This is a genomic window from Nocardioides insulae DSM 17944 (genome assembly GCF_000422825.1).
In the GTDB taxonomy this organism is placed as follows: domain Bacteria; phylum Actinomycetota; class Actinomycetes; order Propionibacteriales; family Nocardioidaceae; genus Nocardioides; species Nocardioides insulae.
Genome location: NZ_KE383928.1, coordinates 502,974 through 523,563 on the forward strand (window position 1 = coordinate 502,974; position 20,590 = coordinate 523,563).

Annotated in this window: 17 protein-coding genes and 1 tRNA gene; 14 read left to right on the forward strand and 4 right to left on the reverse strand. The window is 69.9% G+C overall.

The annotated features are described in order from the left end of the window. Positions 1 to 146 precede the first annotated feature (146 nt). Positions 147 to 1,634, forward strand: coding sequence for an NAD(P)/FAD-dependent oxidoreductase (locus G515_RS0112565; RefSeq protein WP_028660401.1), 1,488 nt, complete (start codon positions 147 to 149; stop codon positions 1,632 to 1,634). 107 nt (positions 1,635 to 1,741) lie between these two features. Here the strand turns inward: G515_RS0112565 and G515_RS0112570 are convergent, their stop codons facing one another. The 3 genes from G515_RS0112570 to G515_RS0112580 form a co-directional block, all read right to left on the reverse strand. Further along, positions 1,742 to 2,911: an acyl-CoA dehydrogenase family protein gene (locus G515_RS0112570; protein WP_028660402.1), complete on the reverse strand. Its 1,170-nt coding sequence runs from the start codon at positions 2,909 to 2,911 to the stop codon at positions 1,742 to 1,744. A gap of 104 nt (positions 2,912 to 3,015) precedes the next feature. After that, positions 3,016 to 3,088 (reverse strand) — tRNA-Lys (locus tag G515_RS0112575). A gap of 200 nt (positions 3,089 to 3,288) precedes the next feature. Next, positions 3,289 to 4,251: a lipid kinase gene (locus G515_RS0112580; protein WP_036555498.1), complete on the reverse strand. Its 963-nt coding sequence runs from the start codon at positions 4,249 to 4,251 to the stop codon at positions 3,289 to 3,291. 280 nt (positions 4,252 to 4,531) lie between these two features. On the opposite strand from G515_RS0112580, the gene G515_RS0112585 reads away from it, so the two are divergent. The 12 genes from G515_RS0112585 (at position 4,532) to G515_RS0112640 (ending at position 17,074) form a co-directional block, all read left to right on the forward strand. After that, on the forward strand, positions 4,532 to 6,298 hold the full coding sequence (locus G515_RS0112585) for a sulfatase family protein (protein WP_028660404.1): 1,767 nt from the start codon (positions 4,532 to 4,534) through the stop codon (positions 6,296 to 6,298). 290 nt (positions 6,299 to 6,588) lie between these two features. Beyond that, positions 6,589 to 6,792 carry a cold-shock protein gene (locus G515_RS0112590; RefSeq protein ID WP_028660405.1) on the forward strand — a complete coding sequence of 68 codons (204 nt, stop codon included), beginning with the start codon at positions 6,589 to 6,591 and terminating at the stop codon, positions 6,790 to 6,792. Between the two features lie 119 nt (positions 6,793 to 6,911). Further along, the gene (locus tag G515_RS0112595; RefSeq protein WP_157571100.1) at positions 6,912 to 7,217 is read left to right on the forward strand and encodes a metal-sensitive transcriptional regulator; all 306 of its coding nucleotides are present in this window, start codon (positions 6,912 to 6,914) and stop codon (positions 7,215 to 7,217) included. 46 nt (positions 7,218 to 7,263) lie between these two features. Continuing rightward, positions 7,264 to 7,467 carry a heavy-metal-associated domain-containing protein gene (locus G515_RS0112600; RefSeq protein WP_028660407.1) on the forward strand — a complete coding sequence of 68 codons (204 nt, stop codon included), beginning with the start codon at positions 7,264 to 7,266 and terminating at the stop codon, positions 7,465 to 7,467. Further along, positions 7,464 to 9,716 carry a heavy metal translocating P-type ATPase gene (locus G515_RS0112605; RefSeq protein WP_028660408.1) on the forward strand — a complete coding sequence of 751 codons (2,253 nt, stop codon included), beginning with the start codon at positions 7,464 to 7,466 and terminating at the stop codon, positions 9,714 to 9,716. The genes G515_RS0112600 and G515_RS0112605 overlap by 4 nt, the downstream gene beginning before the upstream one ends. 133 nt (positions 9,717 to 9,849) lie before the next feature. Continuing rightward, positions 9,850 to 10,743 (forward strand): NUDIX hydrolase, encoded by an 894-nt coding sequence (locus G515_RS0112610; RefSeq protein WP_028660409.1) that lies wholly within the window; start codon positions 9,850 to 9,852, stop codon positions 10,741 to 10,743. A 207-nt stretch (positions 10,744 to 10,950) separates the two neighbouring features. Next, complete coding sequence (gene pstS / locus G515_RS0112615) at positions 10,951 to 12,063, forward strand: phosphate ABC transporter substrate-binding protein PstS (protein WP_028660410.1); 1,113 nt, start codon at positions 10,951 to 10,953, stop codon at positions 12,061 to 12,063. A 131-nt stretch (positions 12,064 to 12,194) separates the two neighbouring features. Next, positions 12,195 to 13,160 carry a phosphate ABC transporter permease subunit PstC gene (pstC, locus tag G515_RS0112620; RefSeq protein ID WP_245565381.1) on the forward strand — a complete coding sequence of 322 codons (966 nt, stop codon included), beginning with the start codon at positions 12,195 to 12,197 and terminating at the stop codon, positions 13,158 to 13,160. Positions 13,161 to 13,315: 155 nt separating this feature from the next. Next, positions 13,316 to 14,359 carry a phosphate ABC transporter permease PstA gene (gene pstA, locus G515_RS0112625; RefSeq protein WP_028660412.1) on the forward strand — a complete coding sequence of 348 codons (1,044 nt, stop codon included), beginning with the start codon at positions 13,316 to 13,318 and terminating at the stop codon, positions 14,357 to 14,359. A gap of 39 nt (positions 14,360 to 14,398) precedes the next feature. After that, positions 14,399 to 15,178, forward strand: a complete 780-nt coding sequence (pstB, locus tag G515_RS0112630) for a phosphate ABC transporter ATP-binding protein PstB (protein ID WP_028660413.1) — start codon at positions 14,399 to 14,401, stop codon at positions 15,176 to 15,178. 269 nt (positions 15,179 to 15,447) lie between these two features. Beyond that, positions 15,448 to 16,065 (forward strand): DUF47 domain-containing protein, encoded by a 618-nt coding sequence (locus G515_RS0112635; protein WP_028660414.1) that lies wholly within the window; start codon positions 15,448 to 15,450, stop codon positions 16,063 to 16,065. A gap of 7 nt (positions 16,066 to 16,072) precedes the next feature. Continuing rightward, on the forward strand, positions 16,073 to 17,074 hold the full coding sequence (locus G515_RS0112640) for an inorganic phosphate transporter (protein ID WP_028660415.1): 1,002 nt from the start codon (positions 16,073 to 16,075) through the stop codon (positions 17,072 to 17,074). Positions 17,075 to 17,166: 92 nt separating this feature from the next. Here the strand turns inward: G515_RS0112640 and G515_RS0112645 are convergent, their stop codons facing one another. After that, positions 17,167 to 19,341, reverse strand: a complete 2,175-nt coding sequence (locus G515_RS0112645) for an RNA degradosome polyphosphate kinase (protein ID WP_028660416.1) — start codon at positions 19,339 to 19,341, stop codon at positions 17,167 to 17,169. 118 nt (positions 19,342 to 19,459) lie between these two features. Between G515_RS0112645 and G515_RS0112650 the strand changes: the two genes are divergently transcribed. Next, positions 19,460 to 20,527, forward strand: coding sequence for an alpha/beta hydrolase (locus G515_RS0112650; protein WP_245565383.1), 1,068 nt, complete (start codon positions 19,460 to 19,462; stop codon positions 20,525 to 20,527). The last annotated feature ends 63 nt before the right edge of the window (positions 20,528 to 20,590 follow it).

A 20,590-nucleotide genomic window follows, 5' to 3' on the forward strand; every position in this document is an offset into this window, starting at 1 on the left:
ACCACAAGCTCGTACGCCGCCCCGCCGCTCGATCCGGTGAGGTCCTCGGTGACGTCTTCGGTGAGGTCGCGGTCACCTGATTACCCGCGCGGGTCCGGGAAGCGCAACAATGGCTTGGAAGGTTCCAACCCAAGGAAGGGTGTGGCATGGCAGCCAGTGCAGCAGAGGGAAACAGCTCGGGACGCCACCAGGTGGTCGTGATCGGCTCCGGGTTCGGCGGCCTCTTCGGCACCAAGGAGTTGAAGGACGCCGACGTCGACGTCACGATGATCGCGAAGACGAGTCATCATCTCTTCCAGCCGCTGCTCTATCAGGTGGCCACCGGCATCCTCTCCGAGGGCGAGATCGCTCCTCCGACCCGCGAGGTCCTCTCCGGTCAGAAGAACGCCACGGTGCTCATGGGCGAGGTCACCGCGATCGACCTGGAGCGCAAGGTCGTCGTCTCCGAACTGCTCAACCGCACCCTGGAGACCCCCTACGACTCGCTGATCGTGGCGGCCGGCGCCGGACAGTCCTACTTCGGCAACGACCACTTCGCCGAGTTCGCGCCCGGCATGAAGAGCGTCGATGACGCGCTGGAGCTGCGCGGACGCATCTTCGGGGCCTTCGAGCTCGCCGAGATCGCTGCCGCGCGGGGCGAGGACACCGAGGCGCTGCTCACCTTCGTGGTCGTCGGTGCCGGCCCCACCGGTGTGGAGCTCGCCGGGCAGATCGCCGAGCTCGCCCGCCGTACGCTCAAGAAGGACTTCAAGAACATCTCCAGCCGCCAGGCGCGGGTGGTGCTCGTCGACGCCGCGCCGCAGGTGCTGCCGCCGTTCGGCGAGCGGCTCGGCACGAAGGCCAAGAAGGCGCTCGAGGAGATCGGCGTCGAGGTGATCCTGGGCGCGATGGTGACCCACGTCGACCAGACCGGCATCGAGATGAAGTTCAAGGACGGTCGCGCACAGCGGATCGAGTCGAGCGCCAAGATCTGGGCGGCCGGCGTGCAGGCCTCCCCGCTGGGTAGGACCCTCTCCGAGCAGACCGGTGCCGGGCTCGACCGCGCCGGGCGGATCGCCGTCAACCCCGACCTGACCCTGCCCGGCCACCCCGAGGTGTTCGTGGTCGGCGACATGATCTCCCTCGACCACCTGCCCGGCGTTGCCCAGGTGGCCATCCAGGGCGCCAAGTACGCCGCCAAGGAGATCGGGAACCGCCTCGACGGGAAGCCCTCGCAGGGTCCCTTCAAGTACTGGGACAAGGGCTCGATGGCGATCATCAGCCGGTTCAACGCGGTGATGATGGTCGGCCGGATCCGGATGACCGGCCTGCTTGCCTGGCTCTCCTGGCTGGTGCTGCACCTGGTCTACATCACCGGGTTCAAGAACCGCTTCACCGCGGTCGTGCACTGGTTCATCTCCTTCCTCGGCCGGGACAGCTCCGAGCGCACCTCGACGATGCAGCAGGTCTTCGGCCGTGCCGCCATCCAACGGCTCGAGGGCGGCGTCGCGGACCTGGTCGCCACCCCCGAGGAGCTCGCCGCAGCCGAGGAGCGCCGGGCCGAACTGGAGGCGACCGCGGCCGAGGAGGCCCGGCTCACCGACCAGCGCCAGCGCGGCGTCCACCACGAGGAGCCCGAGGCTGCGACGTCGTAGGGTCCGCCGGTTCGTCCGGCGAGGCAGCTAGCCGAGCGCGTACTTCCCAGGTGGAGTGCGCGCTCGGATACTTACTTTGACGGCGACCGCTCGACCCCGGACGCCGGTCAGCGCCCGACGGTGATGTCTCCGCCGTCGCCGCGGTCGAGGGCCCGTGAGATCACCATCCGCTGGATCTGGTTGGTGCCCTCGAAGATCTGGGTCACCTTCGCCTCGCGCATGTAGCGCTCGACGGGGAAGTCTCTCGTGTAGCCGGCGCCGCCTAGGACCTGGACGGCGTCGGTGGTCACCTTCATCGCGTTGTCGGTCGCAACGAGCTTGGCGATCGCTGCCTCGCGGGAGAAGGGGAGGCCGAGGTCACGGAGCCCACCCGCGTGGAGCAGCATCGACCTGCTGGACTGGACGGCGGCCTCCATGTCGGCGAGCACGAAGGCCAGTCCCTGATGGTCGATGATGCGACGTCCGAAGGCTTCTCGTTGCTGGGCGTAGGCCAGCGCTGCGTCCAAGGCGCCCTGGGCCAGGCCGGTGGCGACCGCAGCGATCCCGAGACGCCCGGAGTCGAGGGCGGCCAGCGCGATCCTCAGCCCCTGACCCTCGCCGCCGATGAGCCGGTCGCCGTCGACCCGCACACCCTCCAGGCGCATCGTCGCCGTGGCCGAGCCGGTGAGGCCCATCTTGCGCTCCGGGGTGTCCGCGCTGAGACCCTCGGCGTCGGCGGGCACCAGGAAGCAGGAGATGCCCGACCGCTCCTCCGACGTACGCGCCATCACGGTGTAGAAGTCGGCCTGACCGCCGTGCGTCGTCCACGCCTTGGCACCGGTGAGCACCCATGCATCGCCGTCGCGGACCGCACGGGTACGCATGGCGGCAGGATCGGAACCGGCGTGGATCTCGGAGAGGCAGTAGGCGCCGAGCACCTCCCCGCCGAGCAGGGTGGGCAGCCACCGCGCGCGCTGCTCGTCGCTGCCGTAGGACATCAGCGGATAGCAGGAGAGCGCGTGCACGCTGGTGCCGACGCCGACACTCGCCCACACCGCGCCGAGTTCCTCGAGCACCCGCAGGTACGTCGTGTAGGGGACCCCGCCCCCGCCGTACTCCTCGGGGTAGGGGAGGCCGAGCAGACCGGTGCGTCCGAGCAGACCGAAGACGTCGCGCGGGAACGCCTCCTCGGCCTCGGCGTCGGCCGCGCGCGGCGCGAGTTCGTCGGTGCAGATCTGGCGGACCAGGCGGAGCAGGTCCGCGGTCTCCTCGTCGGGGAGGACGTGACGGGCGGGCATGTCGCACACCGTAATGGGTGGATGTCCAGGTATCGAGGTGTCCCGGGTGGCCGGGGGTCTCAGCGGCGGCTGCTTTCCGGCACTGACACCCCCGGCACCTGCGGTAGGCCCTGTGGGACTCGAACCCACAACCAGCGGATTAAAAGTCCGATGCTCTGCCCATTGAGCTAAGGGCCCCCGGTTCCACTCTCTCCTCGGCAAGCCGCTACAGAATGAAACTCGTGCGGCAGCCTAGTTGGGCGGGGGGTCCTCTGCTCGACCGGCCCGCTGTCGCAGGTCACCGAGCGGGGCCTTACCCGCGCCGCCCACGCGGCCCCCGGTGGGGTCCTGGTCCGCTCGGTGCGAGATGAGAGCGAGTGCTGCCCCCTCGCGGGAGGCTAGTCCGTCGAGGGGCCCGAACCGTCGAGGGTGCCGGCGCGGGAATCGGCCGGGATCGCGACGTGGAGGGCATCGGGGTCGACCTCGTAGAGGGTGGGAGCGGGGTCGGTGATCTCGCCGTCCAGGTTGACCGGCATGGGCGCGTCCGTGCGCACCCGGACGGCGCGGGTCGTGACGTGATGGACCCGGTCGTGCTTGACGAACGTGCCGCTCCTGAGCAGGCGGGCGATGGACACGTGCTCGTGCAGCCGACCCTTCTCGATGGCATACACGTCGAGCAGGGTGTCGTCGACCGAGGCGTTGGGCGCGACGGTGTTGCCGCCGCCGTAGTGCCGGCCGTTCCCCACCGCCACCTGAAGCAGGTCGTCGAGGCGGATCGGCTCGTGGTCGGCCTCGGGGAACTCGAGGTGGGCGGTGAACGGGCGGTGGTGTCGGTAGGCCAGCACGGTGGCGACCGGGTACGCCGCCGGCCCGAGTAGACGCTTCATGCCCGGGCTGAGCCGCTGGGTGACCTCGACCGAGAGACCCATCGAGGCGACGTTCAAGAAGACCCGGCCTCCGGCGCGACCCAGGTCGACGTCCACGACCTTGCCCTCCAGGATCGATCGGACGGCCGACGGCAGGTCATCGGGCATCTCCAGGGTGCGGGCGAAGTCGTTGGCCGTGCCGAGGGGGAGCACCCCGACGACGGTGTCGCGGCCGGCCGCGCGCCCAGCGGCCGCGCTCACGGTGCCGTCTCCGCCGCCGACGAGCAGCAGTGCCGGATCGGCGGCGAACGCCCTGTCCAGGGCGCCGGCGAGCTGGTCGCCGGAGGTCACCGAGTAGGTCTCGACCCGGCGCACTCCTCCCTCATGCAAGAGGCGCCGGCACTGGTCGAGGGCGTCGCGGCCGCGACGGGAGCCGGTGTTGACGACCAGAGCCACCGTCGAGGAGCCGCCGGTCAGGAGGGAGGGAACGTCCATGCGCAGAATCTAGAGGCTCGCTGGTGACAGGAACGCCGATCCGAAGGGCGCCGGCCGATCGCCGTCCGAAGCCCCGGGAGCCTGCGGCGGCGGGCGGCGCCGTCAAGGGTTCTGCTCGCCATGGCCGATGTGGGGCATGTCGCAGCCATTCGGCGTACAACGACGGGGGACAGCCGCCATCATGAGGTTCTTTGCATCGAGGAGGACGGGGCGCGGGCAACCGATCCACTCGCCGGTGCGTCAGAGCTGATGACGAGAGCGTCGGCGGGAGGAGGGTGGGATGGCGACGTACGCCGGGGGCCGGCTGCGTGGGCTCGTGGTCGCCCTTCTGGTGACCGGGCTGTGGCTCTCCGCGTGTACCGCTCAGGCAGGCAGCGACGAGTCGGCCGCGACCGGGGGCGGAGGCTTCGTGGAGGCGGTCCCGACCTCACCGCCGTCCTCCCCGGCCACCTCGACCCCGGCCTCACCATCCCCGGGGCCGGTCGAGTCGGATCGGCCCGGTGGGGATGCGGGCCCTCCGAACATCGTGGTCGTGATGACCGACGACATGCGCGCCGACGACCTGCGATTCGCGCCGACGGTCCGTCGGGTGCTTCGCGATCGGGGTGTCCAGTTCGTCAACTCCTTCTCGCCCTTCCCGCTGTGCTGCCCGGCTCGCGCCAGCTTCCTGACAGGACAGTTGGCCCACAACCACGGCGTCTACTCGCACGAACCGCCGTGGGGGTTCGGCGCCTTCGACGACACCTACACTCTCGCGACCGCGCTCAAGCAGGGCGGCTACCGCACCGCGCTGCTGGGCAAGTACCTCAACGGGTACGGCGCCCAGGATTCGCTGGTCACCGGCGGCCCCTCCTGGGACTACGTGCCGAACGGGTGGGACGAGTGGCGGGTGACCCTGAACTGGTCGCCGCAGAGCCCGGCGACCGGCGACGCGTATGACTACTTCCACACCTCCTACAACGAGAACGGCCGGGTGGTGGATCGTCCCGGCGAGTACCAGACCGACCGTCTCGGGCAGATGGCCCGCGAGGTGGTGCGGAAGCATGCCGCGCGGCGCAGCCGGGATCCGCTCTTCCTCTACCTGGCCTTCGTGGCGCCGCACTTCACCGGCGAGCAGGAGCCGGGCGATCCTGCCGACCTGCTGACCCCGCAGCGACCCGAGCGGGTGCGCGGGATGTTCGACGACGTCGTGCGCAAGGGTGCGGGGATCTCCCGGCGAGGTTCCTCGGACCCCAGGATGCGCGACGAGATCCGGACGCTGCGGGAGCTGTCCGAGCCCGATGCCGATCTCCGGCGACAGATCCGTGACTCGACCCGGCAGCGCGCCGAGTCGATCGCCGTGGTCGACCAGCAGGTCGCCCGCCTGATCCGCACGCTCCAGCGCACCGGCGAGTGGGAGCGGACCATCCTGGTCTTCACCAGTGACAACGGCTACTACCTCGGCGAGCACCGGCGTCCGGAGGGCAAGTCGATGGGGCACGAGCCCTCGCTGCGGGTGCCCCTGTTGATGGCGGGGGCCGGGATTCCCTCCGGAGAGCGCCGCTACGACCCGGTGACCACCGTCGACCTGACCGCGACCCTGGCCGAGTTCGCCGGCGTGGCCGGCCGGCTCGCGCGACACCATCGCCCCGACGGCATCTCGATGGCGCCGGTCATCCAGCACGGTGACCGTGGCTGGCGGCGGGCGCTGCTGACCGAGGCGACGCTGCGGCACCGGTGGAGCGGGCGTCGTACCCAGGGCTTCGGGTATCGCGACACGATCGGCGTGCGGGTCGGGTCGTGGAAGTACCTGCGGTACGAGTTCTCCGGCGAGCTCTACGACCTGGCCGCCGACCCCAACGAACTGGACAACCTCTGGCGCGAGCCGAGCGCCGCGCCCGTGAAGCGGAAGCTGGCGCGGATCTGGCGCCGGCTCAAGGACTGTGCGGGTCGGGAATGCCAGCTCCGGCTGCCCCGATCCCTGGCCCAGGACGCCGCCGCGACGCGCGAGTTGACCGATGCCCAGCTGGCTGGTGTGCGTCGTCGTACCGGCGTCCCGCAAGGCTGAGGTGGCGCGAACTCCTGCCCGCTCGGCACCAGGTCGGCGGATTCGTGGGAAATAATCGCGGGAAAGCTTCCCAATCGCCGCGAGGTTGGTAGTGTCGACCACGCAACAGGTGCAAGTTCCTGCTGGTCTGACGCCCGCGGAGTTTGTGATCCAACGGCGTTTCTGCTCTGTGCCCTTCCGGCCGGTTTCGGATGGGGGGGACACCACAGGTCGGAGCGACGTGTCACCGCATCTGATGTGGGGCCGTTGACAATGACGGCCTCTCGCCCCGACTAAGGAGTAACAGAGCAATGGCTCAGGGCACCGTGAAGTGGTTCAACGCCGAGAAGGGTTTCGGCTTCATCGCGCAGGAGGACGGCGGCGACGACGTCTTCGTGCACTACTCGGCTATTCAGTCCAGTGGTTACAAGTCTCTTGACGAGAACCAGAAGGTCGAGTTCGACGTCACCCAGGGCCCGAAGGGTCCCCAGGCGGAGAACGTCGTTCCGCTCTGATCCCACCGGATCAGCGCTTCTTCGCGAGGCCTCGCCCCTTCGGGGGCGGGGCCTCGTGCCATTTCCGGACCCATCGCCCTCTTGGAGCAGATACCATAGGGGGGTAGGGTGGAGTGATGATGAGCGAGCACGCGGAGCACCAACACGGCTACATCCACCGCAAGGACGACTACCTCAAGCGACTGCGCCGGATCGAGGGGCAGGCGCGAGGGCTGCAGCGGATGGTCGAGGAGGAGAAGTACTGCATCGACATCCTCACCCAGGTCTCCGCGATGACCAGGGCCCTGCACGCGGTCTCACTGGGGCTCCTCGAGGAGCACATGAACCACTGCGTGCTGGACGCGGCGCGGGCGGGGGAGGACGCCGAGGCGCGCGCCAAGGTGACCGAGGCCGTGGACGCCATCAACCGCCTGGTCCGTTCCTGAGCGCCGCAGCCTGCGTCCGGACAACCACTGAGAAGCGAGGAACTCCATGAGCACCACCACCTGGACCGTCACCGGGATGACCTGCGAGCACTGCGTCGCCTCCGTCACCGAGGAGCTCAGCGAGCTCCCCGGCGTCGAGAACGTCGCGGTCACCCTCGAGACCGGCACCGTGCAGGTGACCAGCGCCGGCCCGCTCAGCCGTGAGCAGGTCGGGGCAGCCGTCACCGAGGCGGGCTACGAGTTGGCATGAACACCACCAGGACGCCCGAGCGCACGGCCGCACCCGGCGGGGCCGAGGAGCTGGAGCTCGCGATCTCCGGGATGACCTGCGCGTCGTGCGCCAACCGGATCGAGCGCAAGCTCAACAAGCTCGACGGCGTCACCGCGACCGTCAACTACGCCACCGAGAAGGCCACTGTGTCCTTCCCCGGCACGGTCACGCCCGACCAGCTCGTCGCCACCGTCGAGGCGGCCGGGTACGGCGCCGTCGTACCGCGCCGGGATCCCGTACCTGCCGACGGCGAGCACGAGATCGAGGACCCCGACCGCGCACTGCGGCAGCGGCTGATCGTCTCGGCGGTGCTCACGGTGCCGGTCGTCGCGATGGCGATGATCCCGGCCCTCCAGTTCACCAACTGGCAGTGGCTCTCCCTGACCCTGGCCGCGCCGGTGGTCGTCTGGGGCGGCTGGCCCTTCCACCGCGCCGCCTGGACCAACCTGCGACACGGCAGCACGACGATGGACACGCTGGTCTCGGTCGGCACCCTGGCGGCGTTCGGCTGGTCGCTCTACGCGCTCTTCTGGGGTACCGCGGGGCATCCCGGCATGACCCACCCCTTCACGTTCGCCGCGGAGCGCGGCGACGCGGCCGGCGACATCTACCTGGAGGCCGCCGCCGGGGTCACCACCCTGATCCTGCTGGGGCGGTACGCCGAGGCGCGGGCCAAGCGCCGCGCCGGAGCCGCGCTGCGGGCCCTGCTCGAGCTCGGCGCCAAGGACGTCGCGGTCCTGCGCGGAGGCGCCGAGGTGAGGGTGCCGGTCGAGCAGCTGGTCGTCGGCGACCGCTTCGTGGTGCGGCCGGGGGAGAAGATCGCCACCGACGGCGTGGTCCTGGAGGGCAGCTCCGCGGTCGACGAGTCGATGCTCACCGGTGAGTCGGTGCCCGTCGAGGTCGGCGTGAACAGCGACGTCGTGGGGGCCACCGTGAACGCCTCCGGGCGGCTGGTCGTGCGTGCCACCCGGGTCGGTGCGGACACCCAACTCGCCCAGCTGGCCCGACTGGTCGAGGACGCCCAGGCCGGGAAGGCGCCGGTGCAACGGCTCGCCGACCGGATCTCCGGGGTCTTCGTACCCGTGGTGATCGTGCTGGCGCTGCTCACCTTCGCCTTCTGGCTGGTCACGGGCGGCGGTTCGGCGCTGGCCTTCAGCGCCGCCATCTCCGTGCTGATCATCGCCTGCCCCTGCGCGCTTGGCCTGGCCACTCCCACCGCGCTGATGGTGGGCACCGGCCGGGGTGCCCAGCTCGGCATCGTGATCAAGGGACCGGAGGTGCTCGAGTCGACCCGCACCGTCGACACCGTCGTGCTCGACAAGACCGGGACCGTCACCTCCGGTCGGATGCAGCTGACCGACGTGGTTCCCGGCAGCGGAGAGTCGCGCACGGAGGTTCTCGCCCTGGCCGCTGCGCTGGAGTCGGCCTCCGAGCACCCGGTGGCCCGCGCCGTCGTCGCGGCCGCGGGGGAGACCCGACCGGTGGAGGCCTTCGCCAACCTGGAGGGGCTGGGTGTCGAGGGCACCGTCGACGGGCATGCGGTCGTGCTCGGCCGGCCGCGGCTGTTGGAGGAGCGACAGCTCCCGCTGACCCCCGAGCTGGCCGCCGCGACGGAGCGTGCCCGCAGCGAGGGGCGGACCGCCGTGGCGGTTGGCTGGGACGGCTCCGCCCGGGGGATCCTGATCGTCGCCGACGAGCCCAAGTCGACCTCCGCCGCGGCCATCGCCGGCTTCCGCGAGCTAGGCCTCACGCCGTACCTCCTCACCGGCGACCACGACGTGGTCGCCCGCCGGGTGGCGGCCGAGGTGGGCATCGACGCCGAGCACGTGATCGCCGACGTCCTGCCGGCAGAGAAGGTCGAGGTGGTCCGCCGCCTCCAGCAGGAGGGTCGGGTGGTCGCGATGGTCGGCGACGGGGTCAACGACGCCGCCGCGCTCGCCCGGGCGGATCTCGGGATCGCGATGGGCACCGGCACCGACGTCGCCATCGAGGCCAGTGACCTCACCCTCGTGCGGGATGAGTTGCCAGTCGCGGTGGACGCCGTCCGGCTCTCCCGACGCACCCTGCGCACGATCAAGGGCAACCTGTTCTGGGCCTTCGGATACAACGTCGCGGCGATCCCGCTGGCCGCTGCCGGCCTGCTCACCCCGATGATCGCCGGCGCCGCGATGGCGTTCTCGTCGGTCTTCGTGGTCGGCAACTCGCTGCGCCTGCGTCGGTTCCGCTGAGCCCGAGCCGTCGACTCGGGATGGGACCGCGGATCCAGCGGGCCGGGAACCGGGTCGCCGGGCTGTGCAGGCATCGGCGTGCTAGAAGGCTCCCGTTCACCTGCCGCTCCGTGTGGGGACCTACCCTTGCGCCATGCCTCCCGGGGAACTCGCGGCCGTCCTCGCCGCCGGCGCCGTCGTGCTGCGCAAGACCGAGAAGCACTGGCAGGTGCTCCTGGTCCACCGGCCTCGCTACGACGACTGGTCCTTCCCGAAGGGCAAGGTCGACCCGGGGGAGCACGTCACCGCGGCCGCGGTCCGTGAGGTGAAGGAGGAGACGGGTCTCGATGTGCGGCTGATGCGCCGGCTGGGGGCCCAGCAGTACCAGGTGGCGAAGGGCGCGAAGCGGGTCGACTACTGGACGGCCCGCGTGGTCGGGAACGACGACGTGGAGTCCTACCGGCCCAACGCCGAGATCGACCGGGTCGTCTGGGTCCAGGCGACCGAGGCACACGAACTGCTCACCTACCCGCACGACCGGGTGACCCTGGACGAGGCACTCGTACGCCGTCGCCGGACCGAGACCGTGCTCGTGCTGCGCCACTCCGACGCGCTGTCGCGCAGCGAGTGGTCCGGCCCGGATGCGGAGCGCCCGCTCCTCCCGGCCGGGCAGCGCCAGGCGCGGGCCCTGGTGCCGGTGCTGTCGGCGTACGGCGTCCGCAGGGTGATCACCTCGCCCAGCGTCCGATGCGCGGACACGGTCGTGCCCTGGGCGGAGGCGAACCCCGGGGCCAGGGACGTGGAGGGGGCGAGCGGACTCAGCGAGGAGGAGGCCACCGGGCGGGGCGTGGCCAAGCTGACCAGGCGGGTGGTCGACGCCCTCGACGACCACGGACCGACTGTGTTGTGCACCCATCGGCCGGTGCTGCCGCTCGTCTTCTCGGCGCTCGGCGTCCCGGACGTCCGGCTGCGGAAGGGTGAACTGGTGGCGGTGCAGCTGCGGGAGGGCCGCGTGGTGGACCAGGACCGGCACCTCGCCGAAGGCTGACCCCGGCCGCCGCACGAGTGTGGGGCGGGCCACACCGTCAAGCCCTCCCGGTGCTTGTTCACCTGTTCGCTGCCATCTTCACGGCCATCCGTCGCCGAACGGGCAGATCGAGTTCATCGCTCGTTCACCGACGGCCCGGTAACCGGACACTTCGACTCCTTAGCGTCGCTGCGACAACACGGTCAATCCCCCTGTAGGAGTATCGAAGTGAAGCTCACTTCCTATCGCCGCGCGATCGTTCCGGGCGTTGCTGCGCTGGCCATCGCACTCTCGGCCTGTTCCGCCGGTAACGAAGGCGACTCGGACTCCGGCTCCGCGTCGGAGGGCGAGGCCCTGTCGGGCACGCTCCAGGGCGGCGGCGCCTCCTCTCAGGAGAAGGCTCAGAACGCCTGGGTCGCGGGCATCCAGGACGCCAACCCGGACCTCACCGTCAACTACGAGCCGGTGGGCTCGGGCGACGGTCGCGCCAACTTCATCAGCGGCGGTTACGCCTTCGCGGGCACCGACTCGGCGCTGAACGACGACGAGGGTGAGCTCACCTCGGCCACCGAGACCTGCGGCGGCGAGTCGCCGATCCAGGTCCCCGCCTACGTCTCGCCGATCGCGATCGTCTACAACCTCCCCGGCGTGGACGAGCTCCACCTGGACGCCGCTACCGCGTCGGACATCTTCGCCGGCAAGATCAAGACCTGGGACGACCCCAAGATCGCCGCGCTCAACGAGGGCGTCGAGCTGCCCAGTACCAACATCTCCCCGGTTCACCGCTCCGATGACTCCGGCACCCAGGAGAACTTCACCGCCTACCTGGCCGAGGCCGGCACCTGGGCCGAGGAGCCCGAGGGCGTGTGGCCGGCCAAGCTCGGCGGCGAGGGCGCCGACGGCACCTCCGGCGTCGTGGGCGCGGTCCAGGCCGGCGAGGGCACCATCGGCTTCGTCGACCACAGCGCCGCCGTCGCCGCCGACCTGACCCAGGTCTCGGTCAAGGTCGGCGAGGAGTTCGTGGAGCCGTCCGCCGAGGGCGCCGCCGCCGTGCTGGGCGTCTCCGAGAGCGCCGGGCTCACCGACACCGACATGGCTGTCGAGCTCGCCCGCGACACCACCGAGGCGGGCGTGTACCCCGTCGTGCTGGTCTCCTACCTGCTGGCCTGCCAGACCTACGACGACGCGGAGACCGCCGACCTGGTCAAGGGCTACCTGACCTACGTGCTCTCGCCGGAGGGCCAGGAGGCCGCCGCCGCCGAGGCCGGCTCCGCGCCGCTCGCCGAGGAGACCGCGTCCGAGGCGCAGGGCCTCATCGACGGGATCTCGGCCACCGAGTGATCACGGCGTCGCGGGCGGTGCCATCCGCCCGCGACGTCACCGCCGGCCGTGCGGCAGCCCCCAAGGTCCGGGCCTTGGACGGGTTGCCGCACAGCCGCTTGTCATCCAGCACTTCAAGGAGCGCCCCCAACGTGTCCACGAGCCTCGACTCCCCACCGGAGCTCATGCCTCCCGAGGACGAGCCCCAATTGGAGGGGCACTCGACCTTCGGTGACCGGTTCTTCCGGTTCCTCGCCACCTCCGCCGGCGTCGCGATCATGGTCGCGCTGGCCCTGGTCTTCCTCTTCCTCGGCCTCGAGGGCTTCCCAGGGTTCGACGTCGACCCGTCCAACTACGACGGGAAGGGCAGCTTCGGCAGCCTGGTCCTCGCCCTGCTCTTCGGTACGACGTACGCCGCGATCATCGCGCTGATCATCGCGGTGCCGTTCGCCATCGGGGTCGCACTGTTCATCTCGCACTACGCTCCGCGCTGGCTGTCCAAGCCCACGGCGTACGTCATCGACCTGCTGGCCGCGGTGCCCTCGGTGGTCTTCGGCCTGTGGGGCGGACTGGCCTTCGGGCCCTACATCCAGCCCGCGCACGTGTGGCTGCACGAGCACCTGAGCTGGCTGCCGTTCTTCTCGCCGACGCCGTCCGCGACCGGCCGCACCATGCTCACCGCCGGCTTCGTGCTGGCCATCATGATCCTGCCGATCATCACCTCGCTGTGCCGCGAGATCTTCGCCCAGACGCCGCGACTGCACGAGGAGGCGGCGCTCGCGTTGGGGGCGACCCGCTGGGAGACCGTGCGGTACGCCGTCTTCCCCTACGCCCGCTCCGGCATGGTCAGCGCCGTGATGCTCGGGCTGGGGCGTGCCCTCGGCGAGACGATGGCGGTCTCGATGGTGCTCTCCTCGGCGCCGATCATCACGTTGGGGATCATCGGCTCGGAGAACTCCCGCACCATCGCCGCGCACATCGCCCAGAACTACAAGGAGACGACTCCTGACAAGGTGGCCGTGCTCATCGCCTGTGGCCTCGTCCTGTTCGCCTTCACCTTCGCTGTGAACGCCCTGGCGCGCTACATCGTCCAGCGCGGCGAGAGGAGCCACGCATGAACACCCCATCCGAATGCTCGCTCCGCTCCGCTTCGAACGGGGGCCCCGCATGAACACCCCATCCGAATGCTCGCTCCGCTCCGCTTCGAACGGGGGCCCCGCATGAGCACCCCATCCGAATGCTCGCTCCGCTCCGCTTCGAACGGGGGCCCCGCATGAGCACGCAGCAGAAAACCGCCGGCGCGCTGCAGCACGCCCGGCTGCCCGGCTGGGCCCCCGGTGTGGTCCTGACCGGATCCGCCGCCTTCGGCGGACTGGTCTGGCTCCTCAGCGGCAACGTGGCCTTCGGTGTGGCCGGCCTGATCCTCGCCTTCCTGATCGCGATGCCGCTGTGGGCGACGCTGGTCGAGGGGCGGCGCGCCGGCGTGGACCGCGCGGTCACCGCGATGGTGTGGTCCGCCTTCGGCGTGATCCTGATCCCGCTGGTCTGGCTGATCTGGCTCACGGTGTCCAAGGGCATCGAGGCGATCAACATGGAGTTCCTCACCTACTCCATGCGTAGCGTGGTGGGAGACGAGCAGGGTGGCCTCTACCATGCCCTGCTGGGCACCCTGATCGTCACCGGCATCGCTGCCCTCATCTCGGTGCCGATCGGCATCTTCGCGGCCATCTACCTGATTGAGTACGGCCGCGGCACCAAGCTGTCCAAGGCGATCACGTTCCTGGTCGACGTCATGACGGGGATCCCCTCGATCGTGGCCGGCCTGTTCGCCTTCGCCCTGTTCGCCCTGGTCTTCGGCCCCGGCCGCTTCGGCCTGGCGGGCGGGATCGCGCTCTCCCTGCTGATGGTGCCGACCGTGGTGCGGGCCACCGAGGAGATGCTCAAGCTGGTGCCGGACGACCTCCGGGAGGCGTCGTACGCGCTCGGCGTGTCGAAGTGGCGCACCATCGCCAAGGTGGTGCTGCCGACCTCGATCGGTGGCATCGTGACCGGTGTGGTCCTCGCGATCGCTCGCGTCATCGGCGAGACGGCGCCGCTGCTGGTGGCCTCGGGGTTCACCAACAACGTCAACACCAACCCGGTCGACGGGCCGATGATGACCCTGCCGGTCTTCATCTACACCCAGTACACCCAAGCCACCGAGAAGGGCGCCCTGTATGCCTGGGGCGGTGCCCTCACCCTCATCGTCATCGTGATGCTGTTGAACCTGGTCGCACGCATCATCGGCAAGATCTACGCCCCCAAGACCGGGCACTGACCCGGCGCGGACCAGGCGAGAAGAGAGAGAAAGACCCACATGGCCACCAGCATCGACGTCAGCGACGTCAACATCTACTACGGCGATTTCAAGGCCGTGGAAGGTGTCAACATGACCATCAAGGCCCGGTCGGTCACCGCCTTCATCGGCCCGTCCGGGTGCGGCAAGTCGACCTTCCTACGCACGCTGAACCGGATGCACGAGGTGATCCCCGGCGCTCGCGTGGAGGGCAAGATCGTGCTCCAGGGGCAGGACATGTACGCCCCCAGCGTCGACCCGGTGGCGGTACGACGTCAGGTCGGCATGGTCTTCCAGCGGGCCAACCCGTTCCCGACCATGTCGATCTACGAGAACGTGCTCGCCGGCAACCGGCTCAACAACAAGCGGCTGAAGAAGTCCGAGGCCGACACCATCGTGGAGCGTTCGCTGAAGGGCGCCAACCTCTGGAACGAGGTCAAGGACCGGCTCAACAAGCCCGGGATGGGCCTCTCCGGCGGACAGCAGCAGCGGCTCTGCATCGCCCGGGCGATCGCGGTGCAGCCGCAGGTCCTGTTGATGGACGAGCCCTGCTCGGCGCTCGACCCGATCTCGACCTCGGCGATCGAGGACCTCATCCACGAACTGAAGTCGACGTACACGATCGTCATCGTCACGCACAACATGCAGCAGGCCGCCCGGGTGTCGGACGAGACCGGCTTCTTCAACCTGAAGGCGACGGGGGAGCCGGGGCACCTGGTGGAGTTCAACTCCACCGAGAAGATGTTCACCAACCCGGACAACGAGGCGACCGAGGCCTACATCTCGGGCCGGTTCGGCTGAGCCGGACCCGCACAGACCCAGGAGGGCTCGACGCTTGGGGGGCGTCGGGCCCTCCTGTCTGGTCAGTGCCCCGGCGCCACACCGGGCGGAAGGGCCCGTCGGGCCCGTGCCCGAGGAGTGGTCGTGCCGCCCGATCCGCGGGGGCGCGAACGTGTTCGTCGTCTCACTCCGTGCGCCCAGAGCCACTCCGAGGCCTCGCGGCTTGCCGGTTGCGGACCCGACTCCCCTAGCATTGGGGCGGTTTGCCACGCCTATGCCAGGAGTTACCAGTGCGTTTGCGCCTCCGTCCGGTCGACTCGTCGTTCTTCGACCTGTTCACCGACTCCGCCCGCCACCTCGTCTCAGGCGCGGCCCTTCTGGCCGAGGTCATGGACGACTCGGTCGACCGTGCCGACGTCGCCCGGCGTATGCACGACGCCGAGCACGCCGCCGACGAGACCACCCACCAGCTGATCCGCAAGGTCAACAGCACCTTCGTCACCCCCTTCGACCGCGAGGACATCTACGCCCTCGCGTCCGGGCTCGACGACGTCATGGACCACATGGACGAGGTCGTGGACATGATCGAGGTCTACGAGGTCAAGGTCCTGCCCCCTGCGCTGAGCGATCAGGTCGTCGTCCTCCAGCGGTGTGCCGAGCTCACCGCCCAGGCGATGCCGCGGCTCCAGTCGATGAAGGACCTCTCGGAGTACTGGATCGAGATCAACCGGTTGGAGAACCAGGGCGACAAGAACCATCGCCGGATCCTGGCCAAGCTCTTCTCCGGGGAGTACAAGGCGATGGAGGTCCTCAAGCTGAAGGACATCGTCGAGGCGCTCGAGGCGGCGATCGACGACTTCGAGACGGTCGCCAACACCATCGAGCAGATCGCCGTCAAGGAGTCCTGAGTCCCTGATGGAACTCGCGATCATCTGCGCGGTCGTCGTCGTCGCGCTCATCTTCGACTACACCAACGGCTTCCACGACGCGGCCAACGCGATCGCCACGTCCGTCTCCACCCGAGCGCTGACACCCCGGGTGGCGCTGATCCTGGCGGCGGTGATGAACTTCGCCGGCGCGTTCCTGGGACAGCAGGTCGCCCACACCGTCGCGGAGGTGATCGATCCGCCCGACAACGCGCACGGCATGACCATCGTGATGACCGGGCTCCTCGGGGCGATCGCCTGGAACCTGATCACCTGGTACTTCGGCCTGCCGTCCTCGTCCTCGCACGCCCTGATCGGCGGCCTGGCCGGTGCCGGTCTCGCCGCCGGGATCTTCGTCAACTGGGCGACCGTGCTCGACAAGGTCATCATCCCGATGCTGTTCTCGCCGGTGCTGGCCTTCGGCCTCGGGTTCGCGGTGATGCTGGCGATCATGTGGATCTTCCGCAACCGCAATCAGCACAAGACCCAGAAGGGCTTCCGGATCGCCCAGACGATGTCGGCGGCCGCGATGGCCCTGGGTCACGGTCTCCAGGACGCCCAGAAGACGATGGGCGTCATCTTCCTGGCCCTGCTCACCGGTGGGTACGTCGCGGAGGGCGACCCGCTGCCGTTCTGGGTCATCTTCGCCGCTGCCGGCGCGATCTCGCTGGGCACCCTGTCGGGTGGCTGGCGGATCATGCGCACCCTCGGTCGCCGGATCATCCACCTGGATCCCGCCCGGGGCTTCGCCGCCGAGTCGGTCGCGGCGTCCGTCCTCTACACCACCGCCTACGTCATCGAGGCGCCGATCTCCACCACCCACACCATCACCTCCGCGGTCATGGGTGTGGGCGCGACCAAGCGGGTCTCCGCGGTGCGCTGGGGCGTCGCGAAGTCGATCCTGGTGGCCTGGGTGCTCACCTTCCCCGCCGCGGGCGCGGCCGCCGCGGCGGCGTACTGGCTGTGCAAGTACGTCTTCCAACTGCCGTGACCCGCAGCGCCCTGAGAGCCGGGTAGGGACGACGCCGGCACGCTGCCGTCGCCGAGGTGCGGTCCGCACCCCGGCGACGCGTGAGCTTCGGGTCAGCCGTCCTTGCGCTTGTCGCGGCGGCGCCGCTGCTGGCGGGCGATGAGCTCCTCCTGCAGATGCTGGCTGCCACGACGACGCTGCCACTCGCCGTCAGCGCCGAGGTGCCAAGCGTCGGTCTCGGGGTCGAAGGCGAGCTCGAGCAGGTCGGCGACCTGCTCGACCGTCTCCGGGGCGGCGAGCTGGACCAACGCCTCGACGCGACGGTCGAGGTTGCGGTGCATCATGTCGGCCGAGCCGATGTAGACCGCCGGCTCACCGCCGTTCTCGAACCAGAAGATCCGGGAGTGCTCGAGGTAGCGGCCGAGCACCGAGCGCACCTCGATCGTCTCCGAGAGACCGGGGACGCCCGGGCGCAGGGCACAGATGCCACGCACCAGCAGTTGGATCGGGACGCCCTCCTGGGAGGCCAGGTAGAGCGCGTCACAGACCGCCTCGTCCACGACCGAGTTGGCCTTGAGCCGGATCCGCGCGGGGCGGCCGGCCCGGTGGTGGGCGATCTCGCCGTGGATCCGCTCGATCAGGCCGTCGCGGACCGAGTCGGGAGCGACCAGCAGGTTCTCGAAGCGGGCCGAGCGCGACCAGCCGGACAGGTTGTTGAACAGGTGCGCGACGTCCTCGGTGATCACCGGGTTGGTGGTGATCAGCCCCACGTCCTCGTACAGGCGAGAGGTCTTGGGGTTGTAGTTGCCGGTGCCCACATGGGCGTACCGGCGGATGCCGGAGGGCTCGTCGCGCACCACCAGAGCGAGCTTGCAGTGCGTCTTGAGGCCGACCAGGCCGTAGACGACATGGCAGCCGGCCTGCTCCAGCTTGCGGGCCCAGCGGATGTTCGCCTCCTCGTCGAAGCGGGCCTTGATCTCGACCAGCACGAGGACCTGCTTGCCGCTCTCGGCCGCCTCGATGAGGGCGTCGATGATCGGGCTGTCACCCGAGGTGCGGTAGAGGGTCTGCTTGATCGCGAGCACCTTCGGGTCCGCAGCGGCCTGTTCGATGAAGCGCTGCACCGACGTGGCGAAGGAGTCGTAGGGGTGGTGCAGCAGGACGTCGCGACGGCGGGCGGCCTTGAAGACGTCGACCGGAGCCGCCGACTCGACCTCCGCGAGCTGGTGCTGCGTGCTGGCGACGAACGCCGGGAACATCAGGTCCTCCCGGCTCAGGTCGGCGATGCCGTGCAGGCCGCGCAGATCCAAGGGTCCGGGGAGGCGGAAGACCTCCTCGTCGTCCACACCGAGCTCGGTGACCAGCAGCTTCAGCACCGAGTCGGTGATGGTCTCCTCGACCTCCAGACGAACGGGCGGGCCGAACCGGCGACGCAGGAGCTCCTTCTCGAGGGCGGCGAGGATGTTCTCCGCGTCGTCCTCCTCCACCTCGAGATCCTCGTTGCGGGTGACCCGGAAAAGGTGGACCTCTTCGATCTTCATCCCCGGGAAGAGGCGGTGGAGCCGCTCGCGCATGATGTCCTCCAGCGGCACGAACCGCTGGTTGCCCAGCGGCACGAACCGGCTGAAGATCGGGGGCACCTTGACCCGGGCGAAGTGGCCCTTGCCGTTCTCGGGGTCGCGCAGCAGCACCGCGAGGTTGAGCGAGAGGCCGCTGATGTAGGGGAACGGGTGCGCCGGGTCCACGGCGAGCGGGGTGAGCACCGGGAAGATCCGCTCCTTGAAGAGCTTCTTGCAGTGCTTCTGCTCCTCGTCGGTCAACTCCTCCCAGCGGACGAGCTCGATCCCCTCCTCGTGCAGGGCCGGCACCAGGTCGTCGCGGAAGACCTTGGCATGTCGCAGGGAGAGCTCCCAGGAGGTACGCCAGATCAGCTGGAGCACCTCGCGCGGCATCAGGCCGGAGGCGGCCCGCACCGCCAGCCCGGCCGCGATCCGGCGCTTGAGGCCGGCCACCCTGACCATGAAGAACTCGTCCAGGTTGCTGGTGAAGATCGCCAGGAACCGCGCACGCTCCAGCAGGGGTAGCGAGGGATCCTCGGCCAGTTCCAGCACGCGTTCGTTGAAGCGCAGCCAGGACAGCTCGCGATCGAGGAAGCGGTCGGGGAACTCCTCCACTGCTGCCAGGGCCTCGTGGTCGGGGACATAGGGGGGCTCCACGTCGAAGGGCTCGTCGGGGATCCGTCGGGCGTCGGTGGTCTCCGTGGGGGCCTGTGGGGCATCGAGGCTCATGTGTGCAGTGTGGCACCGGCGAGTGAACGCAAGGTGTCCGGAGAACCCGGGGCGCTCCGCTCTGACCAGGTCGGGTCGCGAGCTCGCCAGGATCGCTACTGCCGGGTAAGTTCGCGGGGTGATCGCTCTCCATCTACCCGGGTCCCTGCTCCGCGGCGCCGAGCGGCTGGCCGGCCTCGGCTCCGCCGTACAGGGCCGCGTGCTCTCCGCCGCGATGGGGCTTCCCGAGTCCGTGCAGAGGCGGATCGTCGGCTCTCCGGTGGAGGTCGACGGGCAGACGCTGGCCACCGACACCCAGCTGATGCTGTGGCTGCAGAAGCTGGCGCGCGAGCCGGCGCTGCCGACCCTCCCCCTGTCGGAGGCACGGGAGGCACTGGAGCAGCAGGCCCGGCTCATCGGCGGCGACCCCTGGATCGGCTCCACCCGCGACCTGACCGTCGCGGACCTGCCGGCGCGGCTCTACGTCCCGAGCGGGTCGACGGGCGAGGGCGACCCGCTGCTGGTCTTCTTCCACGGTGGCGGATTCATCTACGGCAGCCTCGCCTCCCATGACGCGCCGTGCCGGGTGCTGGCCGAGGGGGCCGGCGTCCGAGTGCTGTCGGTGGACTACCGACTCGCCCCGGAGTCACGCTTCCCCGGACCGTGCGAGGACGCCGTGGCCGCCTTCGCCTGGGTGCGCGCCCATGCCGCCGAACTCGGCGCCGACCCCGAGCGCCTCGGCGTGGGCGGTGACTCGGCCGGTGGCAATCTGGCCGCCGGTGTCGCCCTCGAGGTCACCACGGAGTGCGCCTTCCAGTTGCTGATCTACCCAGTGACCAGTGCCGACCACGACACCCGGAGCGCCCGCGTGTTCGGCCAGGGCTACTTCTTGACCAGCGAGTTCATCCAGGTCGCCACCGAGGGCTACCTCACCGCCGAGGCCGATCGCGCCGACCCACGGCTGGCGCTGCTCGAGGCCAAGGTGCCCGACGGGGTCGCTCCGGCGTACGTCGCAACGGCGGGGTTCGACCCGCTGCGCGATGAGGGGGAGGCCTACGCCGAGCGGCTCCGCGAGGCCGGCGTCCGGGTCGAGCTGCGCCGCTTCGAGGACCAGATCCACGGCTTCCTCAATGTCACCGGCCTCGGCCGCACCTCGCCTGCCGCCGTCGCCGAACTGGTCCAGGCCCTCCGCGCCGGCCTCGGCTGAGCCCGACCCACGGGCTCCGACCGGTCGAGTCGCTTCGCCGAAAGGGCGAATCGAGCGACGGCG